The organism is Sphingomonas sp. Leaf34 (assembly GCF_001421805.1).
Lineage (GTDB): Bacteria > Pseudomonadota > Alphaproteobacteria > Sphingomonadales > Sphingomonadaceae > Sphingomonas.
On sequence record NZ_LMLC01000005.1, the window covers coordinates 177,399 to 197,865 of the forward strand.

General features: G+C 66.5%; 17 protein-coding genes. 12 read left to right on the top strand and 5 right to left on the bottom strand.

Translation table 11 applies throughout. The features are described 5' to 3' along the window. Positions 1 to 285 precede the first annotated feature (285 nt). The 3 genes from ASF00_RS15270 (at position 286) to ASF00_RS15280 (ending at position 4,762) form a co-directional block, all read left to right on the top strand. Positions 286 to 2,802 (top strand): penicillin-binding protein 1A, encoded by a 2,517-nt coding sequence (locus ASF00_RS15270; protein WP_055881182.1) that lies wholly within the window; start codon positions 286 to 288, stop codon positions 2,800 to 2,802. 113 nt (positions 2,803 to 2,915) lie between these two features. Continuing rightward, complete coding sequence (gene prfB, locus ASF00_RS15275) at positions 2,916 to 4,043, top strand: peptide chain release factor 2 (RefSeq protein WP_055881185.1); 1,128 nt, start codon at positions 2,916 to 2,918, stop codon at positions 4,041 to 4,043. A 23-nt stretch (positions 4,044 to 4,066) separates the two neighbouring features. After that, positions 4,067 to 4,762 (top strand): class I SAM-dependent methyltransferase, encoded by a 696-nt coding sequence (locus tag ASF00_RS15280; RefSeq protein ID WP_055881188.1) that lies wholly within the window; start codon positions 4,067 to 4,069, stop codon positions 4,760 to 4,762. Between the two features lie 158 nt (positions 4,763 to 4,920). Here the strand turns inward: ASF00_RS15280 and ASF00_RS15285 are convergent, their stop codons facing one another. Further along, positions 4,921 to 5,292, bottom strand: a complete 372-nt coding sequence (locus tag ASF00_RS15285; RefSeq protein WP_235525903.1) for a JAB domain-containing protein — start codon at positions 5,290 to 5,292, stop codon at positions 4,921 to 4,923. A gap of 106 nt (positions 5,293 to 5,398) precedes the next feature. Between ASF00_RS15285 and ASF00_RS15290 the strand changes: the two genes are divergently transcribed. The 7 genes from ASF00_RS15290 to ASF00_RS15320 all read left to right on the top strand — a co-directional run bounded on the left by ASF00_RS15290 (position 5,399) and on the right by ASF00_RS15320 (position 12,468). Then, the gene (locus ASF00_RS15290) at positions 5,399 to 6,193 is read left to right on the top strand and encodes a thymidylate synthase (RefSeq protein WP_055881192.1); all 795 of its coding nucleotides are present in this window, start codon (positions 5,399 to 5,401) and stop codon (positions 6,191 to 6,193) included. A gap of 75 nt (positions 6,194 to 6,268) precedes the next feature. Then, positions 6,269 to 6,787, top strand: coding sequence for a hemerythrin domain-containing protein (locus ASF00_RS15295; protein WP_031395906.1), 519 nt, complete (start codon positions 6,269 to 6,271; stop codon positions 6,785 to 6,787). Between the two features lie 102 nt (positions 6,788 to 6,889). Then, positions 6,890 to 7,354: a dihydrofolate reductase gene (locus tag ASF00_RS15300; RefSeq protein ID WP_055881195.1), complete on the top strand. Its 465-nt coding sequence runs from the start codon at positions 6,890 to 6,892 to the stop codon at positions 7,352 to 7,354. 117 nt (positions 7,355 to 7,471) lie between these two features. Continuing rightward, the gene (locus tag ASF00_RS15305; protein WP_055881198.1) at positions 7,472 to 8,398 is read left to right on the top strand and encodes a bifunctional riboflavin kinase/FAD synthetase; all 927 of its coding nucleotides are present in this window, start codon (positions 7,472 to 7,474) and stop codon (positions 8,396 to 8,398) included. Positions 8,399 to 8,575: 177 nt separating this feature from the next. Then, complete coding sequence (locus ASF00_RS15310; protein WP_055881202.1) at positions 8,576 to 11,566, top strand: isoleucine--tRNA ligase; 2,991 nt, start codon at positions 8,576 to 8,578, stop codon at positions 11,564 to 11,566. After that, the gene (gene lspA / locus ASF00_RS15315; protein WP_055882336.1) at positions 11,559 to 12,062 is read left to right on the top strand and encodes a signal peptidase II; all 504 of its coding nucleotides are present in this window, start codon (positions 11,559 to 11,561) and stop codon (positions 12,060 to 12,062) included. The genes ASF00_RS15310 and lspA overlap by 8 nt, the downstream gene beginning before the upstream one ends. Continuing rightward, positions 12,055 to 12,468: a DUF3035 domain-containing protein gene (locus ASF00_RS15320; protein ID WP_055881204.1), complete on the top strand. Its 414-nt coding sequence runs from the start codon at positions 12,055 to 12,057 to the stop codon at positions 12,466 to 12,468. The genes lspA and ASF00_RS15320 overlap by 8 nt, the downstream gene beginning before the upstream one ends. A 385-nt stretch (positions 12,469 to 12,853) precedes the next feature. Here ASF00_RS15320 and ASF00_RS15325 read toward each other — a convergent pair whose 3' ends face one another. From ASF00_RS15325 to ASF00_RS15340, 4 genes are all read right to left on the bottom strand, one after another. Beyond that, positions 12,854 to 13,708 (bottom strand): TorF family putative porin, encoded by an 855-nt coding sequence (locus ASF00_RS15325; protein ID WP_055881207.1) that lies wholly within the window; start codon positions 13,706 to 13,708, stop codon positions 12,854 to 12,856. A gap of 255 nt (positions 13,709 to 13,963) precedes the next feature. Then, entirely contained in the window at positions 13,964 to 15,160 is a 1,197-nt protein-coding gene (gene metC, locus ASF00_RS15330; RefSeq protein ID WP_055881209.1) for a cystathionine beta-lyase, read from the bottom strand. Next, a complete protein-coding gene (locus tag ASF00_RS15335; RefSeq protein WP_055881212.1) occupies positions 15,157 to 15,987 on the bottom strand; it encodes a sulfurtransferase in 831 nt (276 codons plus the stop codon). The genes metC and ASF00_RS15335 overlap by 4 nt, the downstream gene beginning before the upstream one ends. Before the next feature lie 23 nt (positions 15,988 to 16,010). Beyond that, positions 16,011 to 17,567 carry a cryptochrome/photolyase family protein gene (locus tag ASF00_RS15340; RefSeq protein ID WP_055881215.1) on the bottom strand — a complete coding sequence of 519 codons (1,557 nt, stop codon included), beginning with the start codon at positions 17,565 to 17,567 and terminating at the stop codon, positions 16,011 to 16,013. A gap of 20 nt (positions 17,568 to 17,587) precedes the next feature. On the opposite strand from ASF00_RS15340, the gene queF reads away from it, so the two are divergent. Then, positions 17,588 to 18,046, top strand: coding sequence for a preQ(1) synthase (gene queF / locus ASF00_RS15345; protein WP_055881218.1), 459 nt, complete (start codon positions 17,588 to 17,590; stop codon positions 18,044 to 18,046). Between the two features lie 146 nt (positions 18,047 to 18,192). After that, positions 18,193 to 20,463, top strand: a complete 2,271-nt coding sequence (locus ASF00_RS15350) for a glycosyltransferase family 4 protein (protein WP_055881222.1) — start codon at positions 18,193 to 18,195, stop codon at positions 20,461 to 20,463. Positions 20,464 to 20,467 lie beyond the last annotated feature (4 nt).

Genomic DNA, 20,467 nt, shown 5'->3' on the forward strand with positions numbered 1-20,467 from the left:
TGCTGCCACAAGCAAAGCCGCGGCGACAGCGTTCGGGCTGCAAAACGTCGCATGCCGCGGTTCAATCCTCCCCCGCCAGGGGGAGGTGGCGCCGAAGGCGACGGAGGGGGAGGACACGGAACAGGCGTTTCTCCTTCCTCCCCCTCCGTCAGGCTGATGCCTGCCACCTCCCCCTGGCGGGGGAGGATCGCTTGCGATCGGCTTCGGCGACGGCGACTGGCCCACCCCTGCGCCACCGAAGGCTGGCAAGCGCCCGGGAACCTGCTAGATGCGACGCCAATATTTATGGCGTCCGACCCCTCCCCCAATCCGACGACGGCGACCCGCCGCACCACCGACAGGTTGCGGGGCGGGTTGTCGCGCGCCTGGGCAAGCCGCTGGACCAAGGCCGCGCTCGCGCTGGTCGTGCTCGGTTTCGTCGCGATCTTCGCGTTCTGGCTCGCGGTCATCCGCGACCTGCCGTCGGTCGATACGCTGCGCACCTACGAGCCGCCGTTGCCGACCAACGTCCGCGGGATCGATGGCGCGCCGATCCACAGCTATGCGCGCGAACGCCGCGTCGAGCTCAGCTATGCCGAATATCCGCCGCTGCTGGTGAAGGCGTTCCTCGCCGCGGAGGACAAGTCGTTCTTCGAGCATCACGGCGTCGACTATCCCGGTCTTGCGGGCGCGGTCTATGATTACGCGACCAAGCTCGGCACCGGCAAGCGCGCCAAGGGCGGATCGACGATCACGCAGCAGGTCGCGAAGAACCTGTTGATCGGCAACGCCTATTCGCCATCGCGCAAACTGCGCGAGGCGGTGCTGGCGTACAAGATCGAGGATACGCTGACCAAGCAGCAGATCCTCGAGCTCTATCTCAACCAGATCGCGCTTGGTCGCAACGCGTTCGGCGTCGAGGCGGCGAGCCATGCCTATTTCGACAAGGAGCTCGACCAGCTCGATCTCGCGCAGATGGCGTATCTCGCGATCCTGCCCAAGGGTCCGTCGAACTATGATCCGGTGCGCAATGCCGAGCGCGCGATGATCCGCCGCAACTACGTACTCAACCGGATGCTCGACAACGGCTTCATCACGCGGGCGCAGCATGACCAGGCGAATGCCGAGCCGCTGGGTGCGGTGTTGCGTCGCACGCCCAAGTTCGAGAGCGTCGGCGGCTATTTCGTCGAGGAGGTCCGCCGCCAGCTGATGGCGAAGTTCGGCGAGAACGCGAAGGACGGCCCGTACAGCGTCTATTCGGGCGGGCTATGGGTGCGGACCTCGTTCGACGCGAAGTTGCAGGATCTCGCGCAGCAGGCGCTTCGTGATGGCCTGGTGCGGTTCGACAGCGGGCGCGGCTGGAACGGCCCCATTCGCCATGTCGATATCGAGGATGACAACTGGCTCCAGCCGCTGCTCAACAGCAATATCGCGCTGGATTACCGCGACTGGGTCGCGGCGATCGTGACGGGCAAGGACGGCAACGCCTGGAGCCTCGGCTTCCGCACCGGCAAGACCGGCACGCTGCCGCGCTATGCCGCGCAGATGGCGGTGCGCGGCAAGGGCGGCAACGCGTTCGGCGCGATCAAGACGGGTGACATCATCGCGGTGGCGCCCGACGGCAGCGACTTCTCGTTGCGCGCTATTCCCAAGGTGTCGGGCGCGTTCGTCGTCGAGGAGCCCGCATCGGGCCGCGTGCTGGCGATGCAGGGCGGGTTCGACGACCGGTTGCAGGCGTTCAACCGCGCGACGCAGGCGATGCGGCAGCCGGGATCGACGATCAAGCCGATCGTCTATTCCGCCGCGCTCGACAACGGCATGACGCCCGCCTCGATCATCGTCGACGGGCCGTTCTGCGTCTATCAGGGCGCGCGGCTTGGGCAGAAATGCTTCCGCAACTTCGGCAATTCGCGCGGTGCCGGGCCGCACACGATGCGCTGGGGCATCGAGCAGTCGCGCAACCTGATGACGGTGCGCACCGCCGCGCAGACCGGGATGCCGAAGGTCGTCGCCACCATCAAGAAGATGGGCGTCGGCGACTATGCGCCCTATCTCTCGTTCGCGCTGGGTGCGGGCGAGACGACGGTGGGACGGATGGTCAACGCCTATTCGATCCTCGCGAACAACGGCAAGGGCGGGCCGCCCTCTCTGATCGACTTCGTCCAGGATCGTCACGGCAAGGTGATCTGGCCCGAGAACTGGCGCGCCTGCGACCGCTGCAACGCCCCCGACTGGGACGGCAAGCCGATGCCGCGTCCGGTCACGCGCCAGCGCCAGGTGCTCGACGCGATGACCGCGTACCAAATGGTCCATATCACCGAAGGCGTCGTCCAGCGCGGTACCGCGGTGACGCTGCGCGATCTCGACCGGCCGATGTTCGGCAAGACCGGGACCAACAATGGCCCGACCGACGTGTGGTTCATCGGCGGCACGCCGCAGTTCGTCGGCGGGCTGTATATCGGCTTCGACACGCCGCGGAACCTGGGCGGGGCCGCACAGGGCGGCACGCTCGCCGCACCGATCTTCAAACAGTTTGCGGTCAAGGCGTATGAGGATCTGCCCAAGCTGCCGTTCCGCGCGCCGGCGGGCATCCGCATGGTCCGGATCGATCGCGCGAGCGGGCGTCCCGTCTACGGCACATGGCCCAACACCGACGATCCCAAGCCCGCGGTGATCTGGGAAGCGTTCAAGCCCGAAAGCGAACCGCGCCGAGCCGCACGCCGCGCAGGCCCCGCCCCGGCGGCCGCCGCGACAGTCGCCGTGAAGAAGGCCGAAGCGCCGCGCGACAGCGATTTCTTGCAAAGAGAAGGCGGAATCTACTAGCGCAGTTCCTACATCGTCATCCCAGCGTACGCTGGAATCTCTGCCTACACCCGCGCGCTCGCGAACGGGGATCCCGGCGTCTGCAGGGATGACGGACATTTTGGAGAATACCCATGCGCGCCGAAGCGCAGGCTCACGTAGACACCATCAAAGACGCGCTGGCCTTGCTGCGCCGCTTCCTCGACTGGGACCGCGCGCTGCGTCGTCTCGACGAGCTGAACGCGCGCGTCGAGGATCAGGCGCTCTGGTCCGATCCCAAGGCCGCGCAGGAGGTGATGCGCGAGCGTCGTCGGCTCGACGAGGCGATCGGCGCGACCCGCGCGATCGAGAGCGAGCTGGCAGACACGTCCGAGCTGATCGAGATGGCCGAGGCCGAGGGCGACACCGCGATGGAGGCGGACGGCGTCGCCGCGCTCGCCGAACTCGCCGCGCGTGCCGACAAGGACAAGATCAAGGCGCTGCTCGCGGGCGAGGCCGATGGCAACGACACCTATATCGAGGTCAACGCCGGCGCCGGCGGCACCGAGAGCCAGGACTGGGCGGGGATGCTCAGCCGGATGTATTCGCGCTGGGGCGAACGCCACGGGCTGAAGGTCGAGCTGATCGACCAGCATTCGGGCGAGCAGGCGGGCATCAAGTCCGCCACGCTGCTGCTGAAAGGCGAGAATGCGTATGGCTATGCCAAGACCGAGAGCGGCGTCCACCGCCTCGTCCGGATCAGCCCCTACGACTCGGCCGCACGCCGCCACACCTCGTTCGCCAGCGTCTGGGTCTATCCGGTCGTCGACGACAATATCGAGGTCGAATACAACGAAAGCGACCTGCGCATCGACACGTACCGCGCGAGCGGCGCCGGCGGTCAGCACATCAACACGACCGATTCCGCGGTGCGTATCACGCACGTGCCAACCGGCATCGTCGTCCAGTGCCAGAACCAGCGATCGCAGCACAAGAACAAGGCCGAGGCGTATAACCAGCTCCGTGCGCGTCTGTACGAGCGTGAACTGGCGATCCGCGAAGCTGCCGCCAATGCCGAGAATGCGGGCAAGACCGATATCGGCTGGGGCCACCAGATCCGCAGCTACGTGCTTCAGCCGTACCAGATGGTGAAAGACCTCCGCACCGGGGTCGTCTCGACCAGCCCGTCGGACGTGCTCGACGGCGATCTCGAGCTGTTCATGGCCGCGGCATTGTCGCAGCGCGTGACAGGCGAGGCGGTCGAGGTGGAGGACGTCGATTGAGGCTGAGGGGTGCCCTTGCCCTGATGCTGTCGCCGGTTTTCCTGCTTGCGGCCTGCGATGGCAGCAAGCCGCTGATCAAGCGCGAGCCGAAGCAACTGGCGTTCCCCGCCGCCGATCGGCCGGTCGCGTCGATCGTCTCGGCGCGCTGGTCGAACGAGGAGGCGCGCGACCGGCTCAACGAGGCGGGCGAGGTCATGAACAAGGCCGAGATCCGCAAGGGCATGACGGTCGCGGACATCGGCGCGGGCGAAGGCTATTACACGATTCGCATGGCCGCCCGTGTCGGCAAGGACGGACGCGTGCTGGCCGAGGACATCGTCGCGAGCGTCCGCGACCAGCTGGCGGAGCGGGTCGCGCGCGAGGATCTGGCGAACGTCAGCGTGAAGCTGGGCGAGGCGAACGACCCGAAGCTGCCCGATGCAAGCTTCGACAGGGTGGTGATGGTGCACATGTATCACGAGATCGAGCAGCCCTACGAGTTCCTGTGGCGGTTGCGACCGTCGCTGAAGCCCGACGGGCTGGTCGTGGTGGTCGATGCGAACCGCCCGACGCAGGACCACGGGACGCCGCCGGCGTTGCTGAAGTGCGAGTTCGCCGCGGTGGGATACACGCAGGTCGATATGGACGAGATGCCGTCGGCCGGCGGCTATCTCGCGACGTTCCGCGCGACCGGGCCGCGGCCGGCGCCGGAGGCAATCCGGGGGTGTCGCTTGCAGTGAGTTTTGGCTTCGGCCCTGACCGAACCAGATGCACCACCCCGGCGGAGGCCGGGGCCGAAGTGGAGAGGTCGCAGTAACTGCGTACTGGACTCCGTTAGCACCATCCCCAATTGGGCTCCGGCCTCCGCCGGGGTGGTGCCGGATAGAAGACCCGTCGCTCACACGACGCCCATCGCCCGCAGGCTCGTGACCTTGCCCCCAGCGATCACCAGATGGTCGAGCAACACCACCTCCAGCGTCCGCAACGCCGCCGCCAGCGCGCGCGTGAACGCCAGGTCGCGCGCGCTCGGCGTCGCATCCCCGCTGGGATGGTTGTGCGCGATCACCACGCCGGCCGCATCGAACGCCAACGCATCGGCCGCGACCGTCCGGATCGAGATCGCGACATGGTCCCTCCCCCCGACGATATGCCGCAGGCCCAGAAGCCTCCGATTCGGATCAAGATACGCGACCGCCGCCATCTCGACGCAGGCCTCACCCAACCCCGCGAACAGCGCACACGCGGTGGCAAGGTCGGTGACAGAACGCAAAGGCTCGGGCGATGGCGGCACGGATCAGCCTGCCCCGCGCCATTCGCGACCACACGCGCAACTACATCCGCTTGAGCCCCCGCCCCCCCGCCGCTACGCAGGCCCAATGCGCCAATATCTTGACCTCATGGACCGCGTGCTCTCGACCGGCGTCGAGACGATGGACCGCACCGGCACCGGCACGCTGAGCGTCTTCGGCGCGCAGATGCGGTTCGATCTCGCGGCGGGCTTCCCTGTCCTCACGACCAAGAAGCTCCACCTCCGCTCGATCATCGTCGAGCTTCTGTGGTTCCTGCGCGGCGACACCAATGTCCGCTGGCTGCAGGAGCGCAAGGTCGCGATCTGGGACGAATGGGCGGACGAGGCCGGCGATCTTGGCCCGGTCTATGGCAAGCAGTGGCGCGACTGGGCGACCGCCGACGGCCGCCATATCGACCAGATCGCCGCGCTGATCGACCAGATCAGGACCAACCCCGCCTCGCGCCGCCAGATCGTCAGCGCGTGGAATCCGGGCGACCTGCATGCGATGGCGCTCGCGCCGTGCCACTGCCTGTTCCAGACTCACGTCGCGAACGGCAAGCTGTCGCTCCAGCTCTATCAGCGCTCGGGCGACATCTTCCTCGGCGTGCCGTTCAATATCGCCAGCTATGCATTGTTGACGCACATCCTTGCGCAGCAATGCGGGCTCGAGGTCGGTGAGTTCATCTGGACCGGCGGCGACTGCCATCTCTATGCGAACCATCTCGAGCAGGCGCGGCTGCAGTTGAGCCGCGACCCCGGCCCGCTCCCGCGGCTCGATATCGTCCGCAAGCCGGACTCGATCGACGCGTATGAGTATGAGGATTTCGTGCTCCACGACTATGTCGCGCAGCCGCACATCAAAGCGCCCGTCGCCGTCTGAACAGAGAGCGAATCGCAATAGGAACTGGGTGCCGTCCGCACGGTTGACCGTCCGAACCTATTCGGAAGGCCTATCATGGACATCACCCAGCTCATCCTCGACGAACACGCGCAGCAGCGTGCGCTGTTCGCGCAGATCGATTCGATCGACGCCAAGGATACCGAGGCGCTGTCGGCACTGTGGACCCGCCTCAAGAACCTGCTCGACGCGCATGCCGAGGCGGAAGAGCGATTCTTCTACCCGCGGCTGATGAAGATCGGCACCGGCGGCAACGACGCCGACTCGGCGGCCGAGGAGACCGAGGACGCGATCGAGGATCACAACGACATTCGCGAGACCGGCGAAGCGGTCGACAAGCACCCGGTCGGCTCGGACGCGTGGTTCGAGGCGGTCGGCGAGTGCAACAAGGCGAACAGCGATCACCTCGCCGAGGAAGAGCGCCAGGGCCTGACCGACTTCCGCAAGCATGCGACGCTGGAAGAGCGGCACGAGCTGGGCGTCCGGTTCGCGGCGTTCGAGGCGAACCACCTGAACGGCGTGAAGGTCGTTGAGAAGGATCCCGAGGCGTATGTGAAGGAACACGCCCCGAACTGATCCCTTCACCACCACCCCGGCGAAGGCCGGGGTGGAGGAGGCTGGGGTGCCACCCTATACGGGGGAGTAGCCCCCAGCCCCCCGATCCGGCATGATGTCCGCATGATCACCTTCTACATCGCCCGCGCCAGCAACGGCGTCATCGGCCGCGACGGCCAGCTCCCCTGGCGCCTCCCCGCCGACCTGAAGCGCTTCAAGGCGCTGACCATGGGCAAGCCGATGGTGATGGGCCGGAAAACGTTCGAGAGCTTCCCCAGCCCGCTTCCCGGCCGCCGCCACATCGTGCTCACGCGCGGCCACTGGCACGCCGATGGTGCGGAGGTAGCGCACTCGATCGACGAGGCGCTCGCGTTGGCCGGCGACGACGTCGCAGTGATCGGCGGCGCGCAGATCTATGCGCAGCTGCTCCCGCATGCGGACCGGATCGAACTCACCGAAGTCCACGACGAACCCGAAGGCGACGCCATCGTCCCCGCGTTCGAGGGCTGGCACGAGATCGCCCGCGAAGACCATGCAGGCGAAAAGCAGCGCCCCGCCTTCAGTTTCGTCACCCTCACCCGCCGGTAAGGGCACGACTCCCGCGAAGGCGGGAGTCCAGACGGGGCTGCCGCCTTCGCGGGAGAACAAGGCGCGGGGAACAAGAGGTGTAGCGTGCCCCCTTCCTCGCCCCTATAGCCCGCCCCCATGCAGCGGCTCGACGGCGGCGCGGCCATTCCTTCGCAGCTTGCGGGCGGGATCGTCGCGCTAGGCAACTTCGATGGATTTCACCTCGGTCACCAGGCGGTCGTCGCGCGCGCGATCGCGTGGGCGAAGGCGGAGGGCCGCCCGGCGCTCGTCGCCACCTTCGACCCGCACCCGGTTCGCCATTTCCGCCCCGACGCGCCCCACTTCCGCCTGACCACGCTCGACCAGCGCGAACGGCTGTTCGCCGAGGCGGGTGCCGATGCGATGGTGGTGTTCCATTTCGACGGCGATCTCGCCGCGCTGACCGCCGAGGAGTTCATCGCTAAGCGGCTGGGGGATAATCTCCGCGTCGGCGGCGTCGTTACCGGCGAGGATTTCACCTTCGGCAAGGGCAAGGCCGGCACGGTCCACACGCTGGCGTCGCACGGCCCAGCGCACGGCTTTCGCGCGGTGTCGGTCGCCGCGGTGTCGCTGAACGACGAGACCGTATCCTCGACCCGTATCCGCGACGCGCTGCGCGCCGGCGACATGGCGACCGCGACGCGCCTCCTCACCCGCCCGTTCGCGATCCAGGGCGTGGTGCAGCACGGTGACAAGGTCGGCCGAACGATCGGCTACCCCACCGCGAACGTGGACATGGGCAAATATCTCCGCCCCGCCTACGGGATTTACGCGGTCACCGCGCGACTGGAGGATGGCCGCGTGCTGAAGGGCGCCGCCAATCTCGGCATCCGCCCCAGCTTCGACCCGCCGAAGGAATTGCTGGAGCCGTATTTCTTCGATTTCTCGGAGGATCTGTACGGCCAGACGATCGAGGTCTCGCTGATCGCCTATCTCCGGCCGGAGGCCAAGTTCGACAACCTCGACGCGCTGATGACGCAAATGGATGCCGATTGTGCGCGGGCACGCGCGATTTTGGCGCGCTAGACTTACCTCAATCCGTCGCCGCCATTTGCCTCATACCGTCACACCACGGAAAGCTGGCGTATCCCGGTCATGGAACCGGGCCCCGCCGCACGAGATCCGGGCTTTCGTTGGGGTGACGGCAGAGGTGGGAGGGGGGATGGCAACGCGTCCTCCGCTCGGCTACAGCCCGGCCCACTTATGACCGATACTCCTGCGCCCGCCCGCGATTACCGCGACACCGTCTTCCTGCCGAAGACCGACTTCCCGATGAAGGCGGGCCTCGCCGCCAAGGAGCCGGCGATCCTCGAGCGCTGGGCGAAACTCGGCATCTACGACCGGCTGCGCGAACAGCGGCTCGGGCGCGAGCGGTTCATCCTGCACGACGGCCCCCCCTACGCGAACGGCGACATCCACATGGGTCACGCCATGAACAAGGTGCTGAAGGACATCATCGTCCGCTCGCAATCCTTGATGGGCAAGGACGCACCCTATGTCCCCGGCTGGGACTGCCACGGCCTGCCGATCGAGTGGAAGGTCGAGGAAGCGTATCGTGCCAAGAAGCTGAACAAGGACGACGTCCCCGTCGACCAGTTCCGCGCCGAATGCCGTGCCTATGCCGAAAAATGGGTTGCCGTGCAGAAGGGCGAGTTCGAGCGGCTCGGCGTGATGGGCGACTGGGCCGATCCGTACCTGACGATGAAATACGACGCCGAGGCGACGATCGTCGGCGAGCTGCTCAAGTTCGCCGAGAGCGGCCAGCTGTACCGCGGCGCCAAGCCCGTAATGTGGTCGCCGGTGGAAAAGACCGCGCTGGCCGAGGCCGAGGTCGAGTATGAGGACATCGTCTCGACTCAGATCGACGTCGCGTTCGAGATCGTCGACGCGCCGAACGCTCGTGAGCTGGAGGGCGCCTATGCGGTGATCTGGACGACGACGCCGTGGACGATCCCGGTGAACCAGGCGCTGAGCTATGGGCCTGAGATCGAGTATGCTTTGGTAGACCTTGGCTACAACGCTGGCGTCGTTGGCATGGCCAGTCTTGAAACAGAACTAGCCAATCATCCGTTTCGGAATTTGTGGGAAAAGCAGTTCATTGTCGCGTCGTCTCTGGTCCCATCCCTTGAGGCTCGTCTCCGAGAGGAACTGAAGCGCATCTCAGCACCGCTTGCTGGCGGTTCGACGTATGGCGTTTGGGCGAACGTCGTGAAAACAGTTCGAGGATCCGACCTCGCCGACGCCACAGCACGCCACCCGATGCACGCGCGCGGCGGGTTCTTCGCAAAGCCGCGCCCGTTCCTACCCGGCGACTTCGTCACGACCGACGCGGGCACCGGGCTCGTCCACATGGCGCCGGACCACGGCGAGGACGATTTCGAGCTCTGCAAGCAATACGGCATCGACCCGGTCTTCGCGGTCGACGGCGCGGGGATGTACCGCGCCGACTGGGCCTGGCTCGGCGGGCAAGGGTCGGTCATCAACAAGAAGTTCGTGGCCGCCGACGGTCCGATCTGCACCGATCTGCGCGCGACCGGCGCGCTGCTCGCGGCGAGCGACGACTTCAAGCACAGCTACCCGCATTCGTGGCGCTCGAAGGCCAAGGTGATCTTCCGCGCGACCCCGCAATGGTTCATCCCGATGGATGCGCCTTCATCGGTCGGGACCGAAGGTGCTTCGACTGCGCTCAGCACGAACGGGGTTGGGGATGCATCCACACCCACCCCGTTCGCCCTGAGCGAAGTCGAAGGGCCTGGGTCGAGCAACGGCGCCACGCTCCGCGAAATCGCGCTCGACGCGATCGCCGCGACCACCTGGATCCCCGCGCGCTCCGAAAACCGGATCACGTCGATGGTGCAGGGCCGACCCGACTGGGTCATCTCGCGCCAGCGCGCCTGGGGCGTCCCCATCGCGCTGTTCGTCAACCGCGCCACCGGCCAGTATCTGAATGACCCCGCGGTCAACGCGCGCATCGTCGAAGCCTTTCGCGAGAACGGCGCGGATGCGTGGTATGCCGACGGCCACCAGGCGCTGCTCGGCCCCGACTACGCGCTCGCCGACTATGAGGTCGTGAAGGACATCCTCGACGTCTGGTTCGATTCGGGCTGCACGCACGTCTTCACCGTCGAGGCGCGCTACGGCGAAGGCACCCGCGCGAACCTGTATCTCGAAGGCTCGGACCAGCATCGCGGCTGGTTCCAATCGTCGCTGCTGGAATCGTGCGGCACGCGTGGTCGCGCACCGTACGACGCGGTGCTCACGCACGGCTTCGCGCTCGACGGCCAGGGCCGGAAGATGTCGAAGAGCCTCGGCAACGTCGTCGATCCCTTGAAGATCATCGGCGAGAGCGGCGCGGACATCCTGCGCATGTGGGTCGCCTCGACCGACTATTTCGACGACGTGAAGATCGGCAAGGAGGTGCTCGCCACCGCCTCCGACGCATATCGCAAACTGCGCAACACGTTCCGCTACATGCTTGGCGCGCTCGAAGGCTTCGAGGAGTCGGAGCGCGTCGCGGTTTCCGACATGCCCGAGCTGGAGCGCTACGTCCTCCACCGCTTGCGGATGATCGACACCGAACTGCGCCAGGCGGCCGAAGCGTATGAGTTCAACCGCTACACGCGCCTGCTGACCGACTTCGCGAACGAGGATCTGTCCGCGTTCTTCTTCGATATCCGCAAGGATTCGCTCTATTGCGATGCGTCGGACGATGTGAAGCGACGGTCGTACCGTACCGTCCTCGACGTGCTGTTCCACGCGCTGGTCCGCTACGCCGCACCGGTGCTCTGCTTCACCGCGGAGGAAGTCTGGCAGGCGAGGTTCCCGAGCGACGACAGTTCGGTGCATTACCTCGAATGGCCGTCGCTCCCGTCGCTCGACGCGGACGACGTGGTCGGCAGCAAGTGGCGTGAGATCCGCGAGTTGCGCGTGGCCGTCACCGAGGCGATCGAGCCGCTGCGCCGCGAGAAGACGGTCCGCTCCAGCCTTGAGGCCGAAGTCACCGTCCCCGCGATGCTGCTCGACGCCGACGCGCTGGCCGAGGCGTTCATCGTCGCCAAGGTCACGCCCGGCGACACGGTTACCGTGACGCGCACCGACTTCCACAAATGCGGCCGCTGCTGGCGCCACCTTCCCGAGGTGAAGGTCGATGGCGAGCTATGCGATCGCTGCGAAGGGGTCGTGGCGCATGCGTAACCTCCCCAAGGTGGGGTTCGCCGCCGCCGCCGCGCTCTTCCTCGCCGACCAGCTGAGCAAATGGGCGGTGACGAAGCTGCTCGGGATCGATACGCTCGGCGATTCGCAGACGATCACGTCGTTCTTCGACCTGCGGTTCGTGCCGAATATCGGCATCTCGCTCGGGCTGCTCCCCGCCGACGGCCACCTGACGCGCTGGGCGCTGGTGCTGCTGACCGGCGCGATCGCGGTCGGCGTCGCGGTGTGGATGACGCGCGAGAAGAACCCGGCCGATCAGGTCGCGCTGGGCTTCGTACTCGGCGGCGCGATCGGCAACATCCTCGACCGGATCCGGCTCGGCTATGTCGTCGATTTCGCCGACCTACACATCGGCGAGTGGCGTCCGTTTTTGGTCTTCAATGTCGCCGATGCAGCGATTACTGTCGGCGTGCTCGTCCTGCTTGTTCGGGCGCTGCTCGTGCGCGAGAAGCCCCCTGTGGAGAATTCCCATGCGTAAGTTCGTACCCCTGGCTGCCGGTCTGGCGAGCGTCGCCCTCCTGTCCGGTTGCGGCGCAGGCCGAAGCCTCGACCGTGCGCGCCCGGACGAGTTCGCCGTAGCGCGCCAGGCCCCGCTCGTGATCCCGCCCGACTTCGCGCTGGTCCCGCCGCAGCCGGGTGCCGCCCGCCCGCAGGATACCGCCGCCAACGCGCAGACGCTCGACGCGCTGTTCGGCGGCGCCGCCGCGCGCAGCCCGGCGGAATCGGGGGTCGTCGCCAATGCCGGCGCGGACAGCGACGATCCCGGCATCCGATCGAGCGCGGGCGATCCGGGCACGACGGTCGTGGACAAGGGCTCGACGACGCGCGACATCGTCGCTGCGCCAGAGGGCGACGGCCAGGACGCGCGCACCACCGCGAACTGATCGCGACGAACGAAAAAGGGCGGCTCCCGCGCGGGAGCCGCCCTTTTTTTGTGCCGGTAAGACTTGCTCCGTAAGGCTTGGTCCCTCGTCGGGAAGGGCCCACCCCACCGTCATCCCAGCGCGCGCTGGGATCTCCCCCTGTGGCAGACGTCATCTGCCCCGAGAGATACCCCAGCGTTCGCTGGGGTGACGGGTTGGGAAGTCTCGGCGCGGCTCCCGTGTTCTCCCGAAAGAGTTGGGAAGTCTCGGCGCGCGCCTTGTTCTCTCGCGACGAAGTCCGCAAGTTTCATCTCGCCCTCTTGTTCTCCCGCGAAGGCGGGAGCCCAGTCTGGGTCCCCGCCTTCGCGGGGACGCAAGGGTCAGGAGCGCCGTCTTCCGAAACCGTTCAGAACGCCGCGGTGAGCGAGACGAGCACCTTGCCGTTGGCGATCGAGCCATTGCCGTCCTGCCCGCGGCTGAAGCTCGGCTGGAGATAGGCCGACTCGCCCTTGCCGATGTCGGTATCGACATACGCAACGCCAAGCGTCAGCGGGGTCGACGGGATCACATAGTCTGCGCCGAGCAGCCAGTCGAAATACTCGCCGGTCGGCGACACGCTGGTCGCGAACGGCCCGAGCCCCTTGTTGCCGTTCGAATAGCCGACATGCCCCTTCACGGTCAGCCCGGTGTTGGGAATACCGCTGCTGACGTCGCCCCACAGATACAGGTTGCTGTCCTTGGCGTTGACGCGGTCATAGCCGACCGCCACCGAGGCGCCGCTGCTGTACCACGGCCCCAGCGCCTGCTGCTTGGGCGCATAGGCGACGCCAGCGGTCAGCGCGACAGGTCCGGCGGTGCCCGACAGCTTGGCATAGGGTTCGATGAAGTCGGTGTTGTTGAAGCCCGACGGGTACATGTACCACGTCGCCCCGACGTCGAGTGTCCCGCCGCCGCCGACGGGCAGCTTGTAGCCCGCGATCAGGTCGAGCTCCATGTTCGCGCCGCCGAACGTACCCCAGCCCGCCAGGTTCGATCCCCAGGTGCCGATGTACAGCCCGCTCTTGTGCGCGATGGTGATGCCGCCCTGCACGGCGAGATTCTCGTCCGACTGAGACACGCCGCGAAAGCGATAGTCGCTGACCAGCCCGACCGAGCCCGAGACGGTAATGTCCTTGGGCGGTGCGGTCGCCTCGTCCTGTGCGAACGCGGGGGTAGCAGCGGCCAGTGCGATGCCGCCGAGAAGAAGTGTGGTGAAGCGCATCGTTTCCCTTTCGATACTGGAAATGCGATGTCCCCGCCTGCAACCGCGGACGCCGCATCTATCAAGGGCGTGCCCTCCGAGTGCGGTCTTTCCTTGCGATGACCAACATGTGACAGCGGAGCGCCGGCCGCACAAGATAATATTGCGCCAACCGTGGGATTGACGACACGGATGTTGCGCAACAGCCACAGTGATGCGCGACACGCGCGCGCGCATCGCGTCGAACCGAGCACGCACTTGCAAGGGTATTTGCGCTTACCCCCGCGCGACTGCGAACGCGGCCAGCCCTGCTTCGAGATCGGTCATGAGGTCGACGGGGTCTTCGAGGCCGATCTGGAGACGGACCATCGGCCCCGCCGCGTCGCGTCTGGTGACGCTGCGGTACCGCTGCGGGTCGGCGGGGATGGCGAGGCTTTCGAACCCGCCCCAGCTATAGCCAATCCCGAACAGCTCTAGCTTGTCGATCAGCGCAGCGCGCGCCGCCTCGTCGCCGCCGTTCAGCACGAACGAGAACAGCCCGCTCGATCCCTTGAAGTCGCGGACGAACAGGTCGTGGCCGGGGCAATCGGGGAGCGCCGGATGGAGCACCTGCGCGACCTCGGAACGCGCCTGGAGCCACTTGGCGATCTGGAGCGCGCTCGACTGGTGCTGCGCGAGGCGGACCGCCATCGTGCGCAAGCCGCGGCTGCCGAGCCAGCAATCGTCGGGGCTCGCGACCTGGCCGAGCTGGAAACTCGTCTCGCGCAGCTTCTTGAAATGCCCGGGGCCGGCGGTGACCGAGCCGAGCATCACGTCCGAATGGCCGACGACGTATTTCGTGCCCGCGAGGATCGTGAGGTCGACGCCGCGTTCGATCGCGGGGAAGAACAGCGGGGTGGCCCAGGTGTTGTCGAGCAAGGTCGTCACCCCCCGCGCCTTCGCGGCGGCGACGATCTCGGGGACGTCCTGCACCTCGAAACTGAGCGAGCCGGGGCTTTCCATGAAGATCGCGCGCGTTTTGTCGCCGATCAGGTCGGCGATGCCCGCGCCGATCATCGGGTCGTAATAGCGCGTCGTGATCCCGAACCGCTTGAGCAGCCCGCCCGCCATCCCGCGCGTCGGATCATAGGCGCTGTCGACCAGCAGCAGCTCGTCGCCGGGCGACAGCACCGACAGCAACGCCGCCGCGATCGCCGCGACGCCCGAGCAATAGAGGAACGTCCCCTCCGCACCCGGCTCGAGCGAGGTGAGCGCATCGGCAAGGCTCCACTGCGTCGGCGTCCCCTTGCGGCCGTAGAACAGCCGGTGATGCGTATCGCGCGTCGCGCTGTCGCGGAGGTGGCCGACCGAATCGTACAGGATGGTCGAGGCGCGCCAGACCGGCGGGCTGACGATGCCCTGCGTCCATTCAGGGCGACGACCGGCGAGAACGACCTTGGTCGCATCGCCGACCGACTTGTTCGTCTCGCTCATGCCGTTCCTGTCGCCTTGGGAGTCGTGGGATCGCCACCCCATTCGGACCAGCTGCCGTCGTACAGCGCCGCCTCGTTGCCGAGCAGATGCGCGCCGAACGCGAGCACCGCCGCGGTGATGCCGGAGCCGCAGGTCATCACGAGCGGCTTCGACAGATCGACGCCCGCCTTGTCGAACTCGGCCTTCAACGCGGCGCCGGTCTTCCACGTGCCGTCCGCGTTGAACACTGCGCCCTGCGGCAGGTTGCTTGAACCCGGAATATGTCCCGGCGCGGTGCCCGGCCGCGGGTCTTCCTCCGCACCGGTAAAGCGCGCCGCCGAGCGTGCGTCGAGCACCTGCTCCGCGCCGCTTTCGACGTTCGCCGTCATCTGGTCAAGATCGCGCACGCCCTTGAGATCCGCCCAGGTCGTGAAGTGGCGATGCCGCAGCGTTTCCTTGCCCGACGCCGTCTCGCGCCCCTCGGCCTGCCATTTGGCCAGCCCGCCGTCGAGGATCGCCACGTTATGCGCGCCGAACAGCCGCAGCATCCACCATGCGCGCGCCGCAGTATGCCAGGGCGAGCTGTCGTACAGTATGATCCGGCTGCCATCGCCCAAACCCAGCGTCTGCATCCGGCTCGCGAACTTCTCCGCGGACGGCAGCATGTTGGGCAGGTCGCTGTCGGTGTCGCGCAGCTCGGCGAGGTTCATGAACACCGCGCCGGGGATGTGCGCCGCCTCATATTCCGCCGCCGCGTCGCGTCCCTCGGCATAGGTCGCGTCGACGATCCGCAGATCGCTCGCACCCAGTTCGCTTGCCAGCCATTCGGTGGTCACCAACGCGTCCATATCCGGCTCCTTTTGCTGACGTATTAGTAGCCAGCGGGGCCGCTCGCGTCGAGGGAGGCGAGAAACTGCGCGGCCTGTGCGCGCGTCGCGTCGCGGTCCGCCTGCGTCTGCTTGGCCCAGTTGCGATACGGCATCGCCAGCCGGTTGTTGCGCCCGAGCTTGTCCTCGTGTCGCGCGAGGAAATCCCAGTAGAGCGCGTTGAACGGACACGCGTCAGGCCCGATCCGCTGCTTCACCTTGTACCGGCAAGTTCCGCAATAATCGGACATCCGGTCGATATACGCGCCCGACGAGATGTACGGCTTCGAGCCCAGCAGCCCGCCATCGCCGAACTGGCTCATCCCCAGCGTGTTGGGCAGCTCGACCCATTCATACGCGTCGACATACACCTCCAAATACCAGAGGTGCACCTTGGCCGGATCGGCCCCGATCAGCAGCGCGAAATTGCCCGTCACCATCAGCCGCTGGATGTGATGCGCGTGCGCGGTCTCCAGCGTCTGGCCGATCGCCTCGCGCAGGCAGTGCATGTCGGTCTCGCCGGTCCAGTACCAGCCGGGGAGTTCGCGGTGGTGGTCGAGGAAGTTGCGCTCGACGTAATCGGGCCCCTCGCGCCAGTAGATCCCGCGCATATATTCGCGCCAGCCGATGATCTGGCGGATATACCCCTCGACTGCGTTGAGCGGCGCACGCCCGGCGCGATATTCCGCCTCCGCCCGCCGGCACAGGTCGAGCGGATCGAGCAGACCCGAATTAATATAGGGCGACAGGATCGAGTGCCACAGATGCCGCTCGCCGGTGAGCATCGCGTCCTCGTAGTCGCCGAACTGCGGCAGCGCGTGTTTGAAGAAGTTCGCCGCCTGCCGCTCGGCATCGTCGGCGGTCACCGCATAGTCGAACCCGTCGAGGCTCCCCGGATGCTCGACGAACCGGTCGGCCACCAGCGCGAGCACCTCGGTCGTGATCGCATCCGGCTTGAACACCAGCGGGCGCGGCATCAGCAGGTCGTTCTTGGCGGGCTTGCGGTTCTCCTTGTCGAAGTTCCAGCGGTCGCCCTCGGGCTTGCCGTCGGTCATCAACAGCCCGGTACGCGTCCGCATCTGGCGGTAGAACCATTCCATCGTCAGCGACTTGCGCTCGGCCGCCCAGGTCTCGAAATCGGCATGGCTTGCCAAAAACCGGTCGTCGCTGCGGATCGTGACGGGGATGCCGAACAGCGTCTCCCAGCTTTCGAACATCGCCATCACGCGCCACTCGCCGCCCTCGGTGACGACGATCCGCGCGGGGTCGTGCCGCGCAACCGCGCGCGCGATCTCGCCGGTGAAGCTGCCCGCATTGTCGGGATCGTCGAGCCTGGTGTATTCCACCGTCCAGCCCGCCGCGCGCAACGCCTCGGCATGATGCCGCATTGCGGACAGGATATAGGCGATCTTGCGCTTGTGATGGCGGACATAGGTCGTCTCGTCGTCGACCTCCATCATCAGCACGATCGTCGTCGCGGGATCCTGCCCGCGCAGCGCGGCGAGGTCGATCGTGAGCTGGTCGCCGAGGATCGGTACGAGTGTGGTTTTCTTGCGCGTCATCGCATCCTACATGGCGGCGTATGACCGCTCCCCAGAACCCATTGCATCTTGGCCAGAACAGCGCCCTTCCCGCCTCTCCAGAAGAGGCCGTGCTCGATTATGTTCCGAACCCGCGGCCCGGACGGACCTATCTCGTGCGGTTTGCGGCGCCCGAGTTCACGTCGCTCTGCCCCGTCACCGGCCAGCCCGACTTCGCGCATCTCGTGATCGACTATGTTCCCGGCGAAACGATCGTCGAGTCGAAGTCCCTGAAGCTGTTCCTCAGCAGCTTCCGCAACCATGCCGGCTTCCACGAGGATTGCACCGTCGGCATCGGCGAGCGGCTGTTCGAGGAGATGAAGCCCGTGTGGCTACGCATCGGCGGCTATTGGTATCCGCGCGGCGGAATTCCGATCGACGTGTTCTGGCAATCGAGTGCACCGCCACAGGATCTGTGGCTGCCCGATCAGGGGGTCGCGTCGTACCGGGGCCGCGGATAGGGCTTGCGAAATATCAAATTGATTTGGATTGATATTTTTCCCGTGCTGCACTGCAGTATGGGATGAAACTTTATGCTACCTGAACCGTTCAAATGGATGCGCGACCGGGTTCTCTCAGAAGTGCGCGCTCAAACGAGGGACAGGGTATGGTGAAACCGGCGGACGGTGGGAATATCGCGCGACTGGCGCTGATCGGTAATTTCTTGCCGAGGCAGTGCGGGCTCGCCACCTTCACGACCGACGTTTTCACGGCCATGCGCGCGCGCTTTCCCGAAATCGCCGTCGATGTCTACGCGATGGACGATCACCCCGGTAAATACGATTATCCGGCCGAAGTCACCGGGACGATCCCCGAGCCCGAGCTGTCGGCCTATATCGACACCGCGCGGAAGATCGAGGCGAGTGGCGCGCAGGCGATCTGGCTCCAGCACGAATATGGCATCTTCGGCGGCCCCGCCGGCGAACATATCCTCGCGCTGCTCGACCGTACGACGCTGCCGGTGATCGTCACGCTGCACACCATCCTCGAAAAGCCCAACGCTGACCAGCGTCGCGTGCTCGAAGGCCTGCTCCGCCGCGCCGCGCGCGTGGTCGTCATGGCCGAGCGTGGCCGCGACATTCTGCAGCGCGTCTATGGCGCCAATCCGCGCCAGGTCGTCATGATCCCGCACGGCGTGCCCGATCGCGACCTGCTCGATCCCGCGACGCTCAAGGACAAGTTCGGCTGGGACGGCCGCAAGGTCATGCTGACGTTCGGCCTGCTCGCGCCCAACAAGGGGATCGAGACGGTCATCAACGCGCTGCCCGCGGTGATCGCGAAGCATCCCGACCTGCTCTACGTCGTGCTGGGTGCCACGCATCCGAACCTCGTCGCCTATGAAGGCGAGAAGTACCGCGACAAGCTCAAGGCGCTCGCCGCCGACAAGGGCGTGGCCGACAATGTCGCGTTCGTCGATGCGTTTCTCGAACATGGCGAGCTGCTCGACTATCTCCAGGCCGCGGACGTCTACGTGACGCCGTACACCAACCCTGCGCAGATCACGTCGGGTACGCTCAGCTACGCGATCGGCGTCGGCAAGCCCGTCATCTCGACGCCATACGTCCACGCGACCGAAATCCTCGCGGACGGCCACGGCGTGCTCGTGCCCTTCGGCGATGTCGACGCGTTCGCGCGCGAGATCGACACGCTGATGTCGAACGATCGCGATCGCAACCGGCTGGCCGAGCGTGCCTATGCGCGCGGTCGCACGATGATCTGGCCCAAGCTCGCCGAGGCGATGATGACGGAAATCCGCGCGATCGTGGCCGCACGCCCGTTCCGCCTTGCCAAGGTGCCCGCGCCGCTCAAGCAGCTCGCGCCCGATTTCGCCGCGGTCGAGCGGATGAGCGATTCTACGGGCATGCTCCAGCATTCGATCTATTCGATCCCGGATCGCCGTCACGGCTACTGCATCGACGACAACTGCCGCGCGCTGATGCTGATGAGCGCGATCCCCGACATGGACGAGGTCCTGCGCGACAAGTGGATGACGATCTACGCGTCGTTCGTGCAATATGCCTGGAACCCGGACACGCGCCGCTTCCGCAATTTCATGAATTTCGATCGCACCTGGTGCGAGGATGCGGGGTCGGAGGATTCGAACGGTCGCACGCTCTGGTCGCTCGGCGTGACCGCGCGCGATGCGCAGGCGGCCAAGCATCGCGACTGGGCGACCGCGATGTTCGATTCGACCGCATCGATGGCGCTCGAACTCGGCAGCCTGCGTGCGCAGGCGTTCGCGATGCTCGGCGCGGCGGCGATGCTCGAGGCCAAGCCCGGCCACCAGCTGTCGCTGTCGATCCTCGAGGCGTTCCCCAAGGTCCATCTCGACCTGCTCGCCAAGGCCCGCCGCCCCGAATGGCAGTGGTTCGAGATCGTGCTCGCCTATGACAATACGCGTCTCCCGCAGGCGTTGATCCGGGCGGGCCAGACGCTGGGGCGTCAGGACCTGATCGAGTGCGGCCTCGCCACGCTCGACTGGATCGTCGCCAAGCAGACCTCGCCCGAAGGCCGCTTCCGCGCGGTCGGGTCGGAGAGCTTCAACCGGCCCTATGCCGAGCCGTTGCAGTTCGACCAGCAGCCGCTCGAAGCGCAGGCGACCGTCGACGCGTGCGCCGCTGCCTATGACGCGACCGGCGACGTGCGCTGGCGCGACGAGGCGTTGCGCGCCTATGGCTGGTTCCTCGGCGTCAACGACCTCGATCTGCCGCTCGCGAGCGTCGCGGATGGCGGCTGCTATGACGGTCTGATGCCGACCGGGCTCAACCGAAACCAGGGCGCCGAGTCGATTTTGGCACTGCAACTCGCAAGTTGCGCCATTTCAGGGGTATCTAAAGCAGCGCAAAGCGTGGCAGGAGCCACCCGCGTCGTCGCTTAGCCGG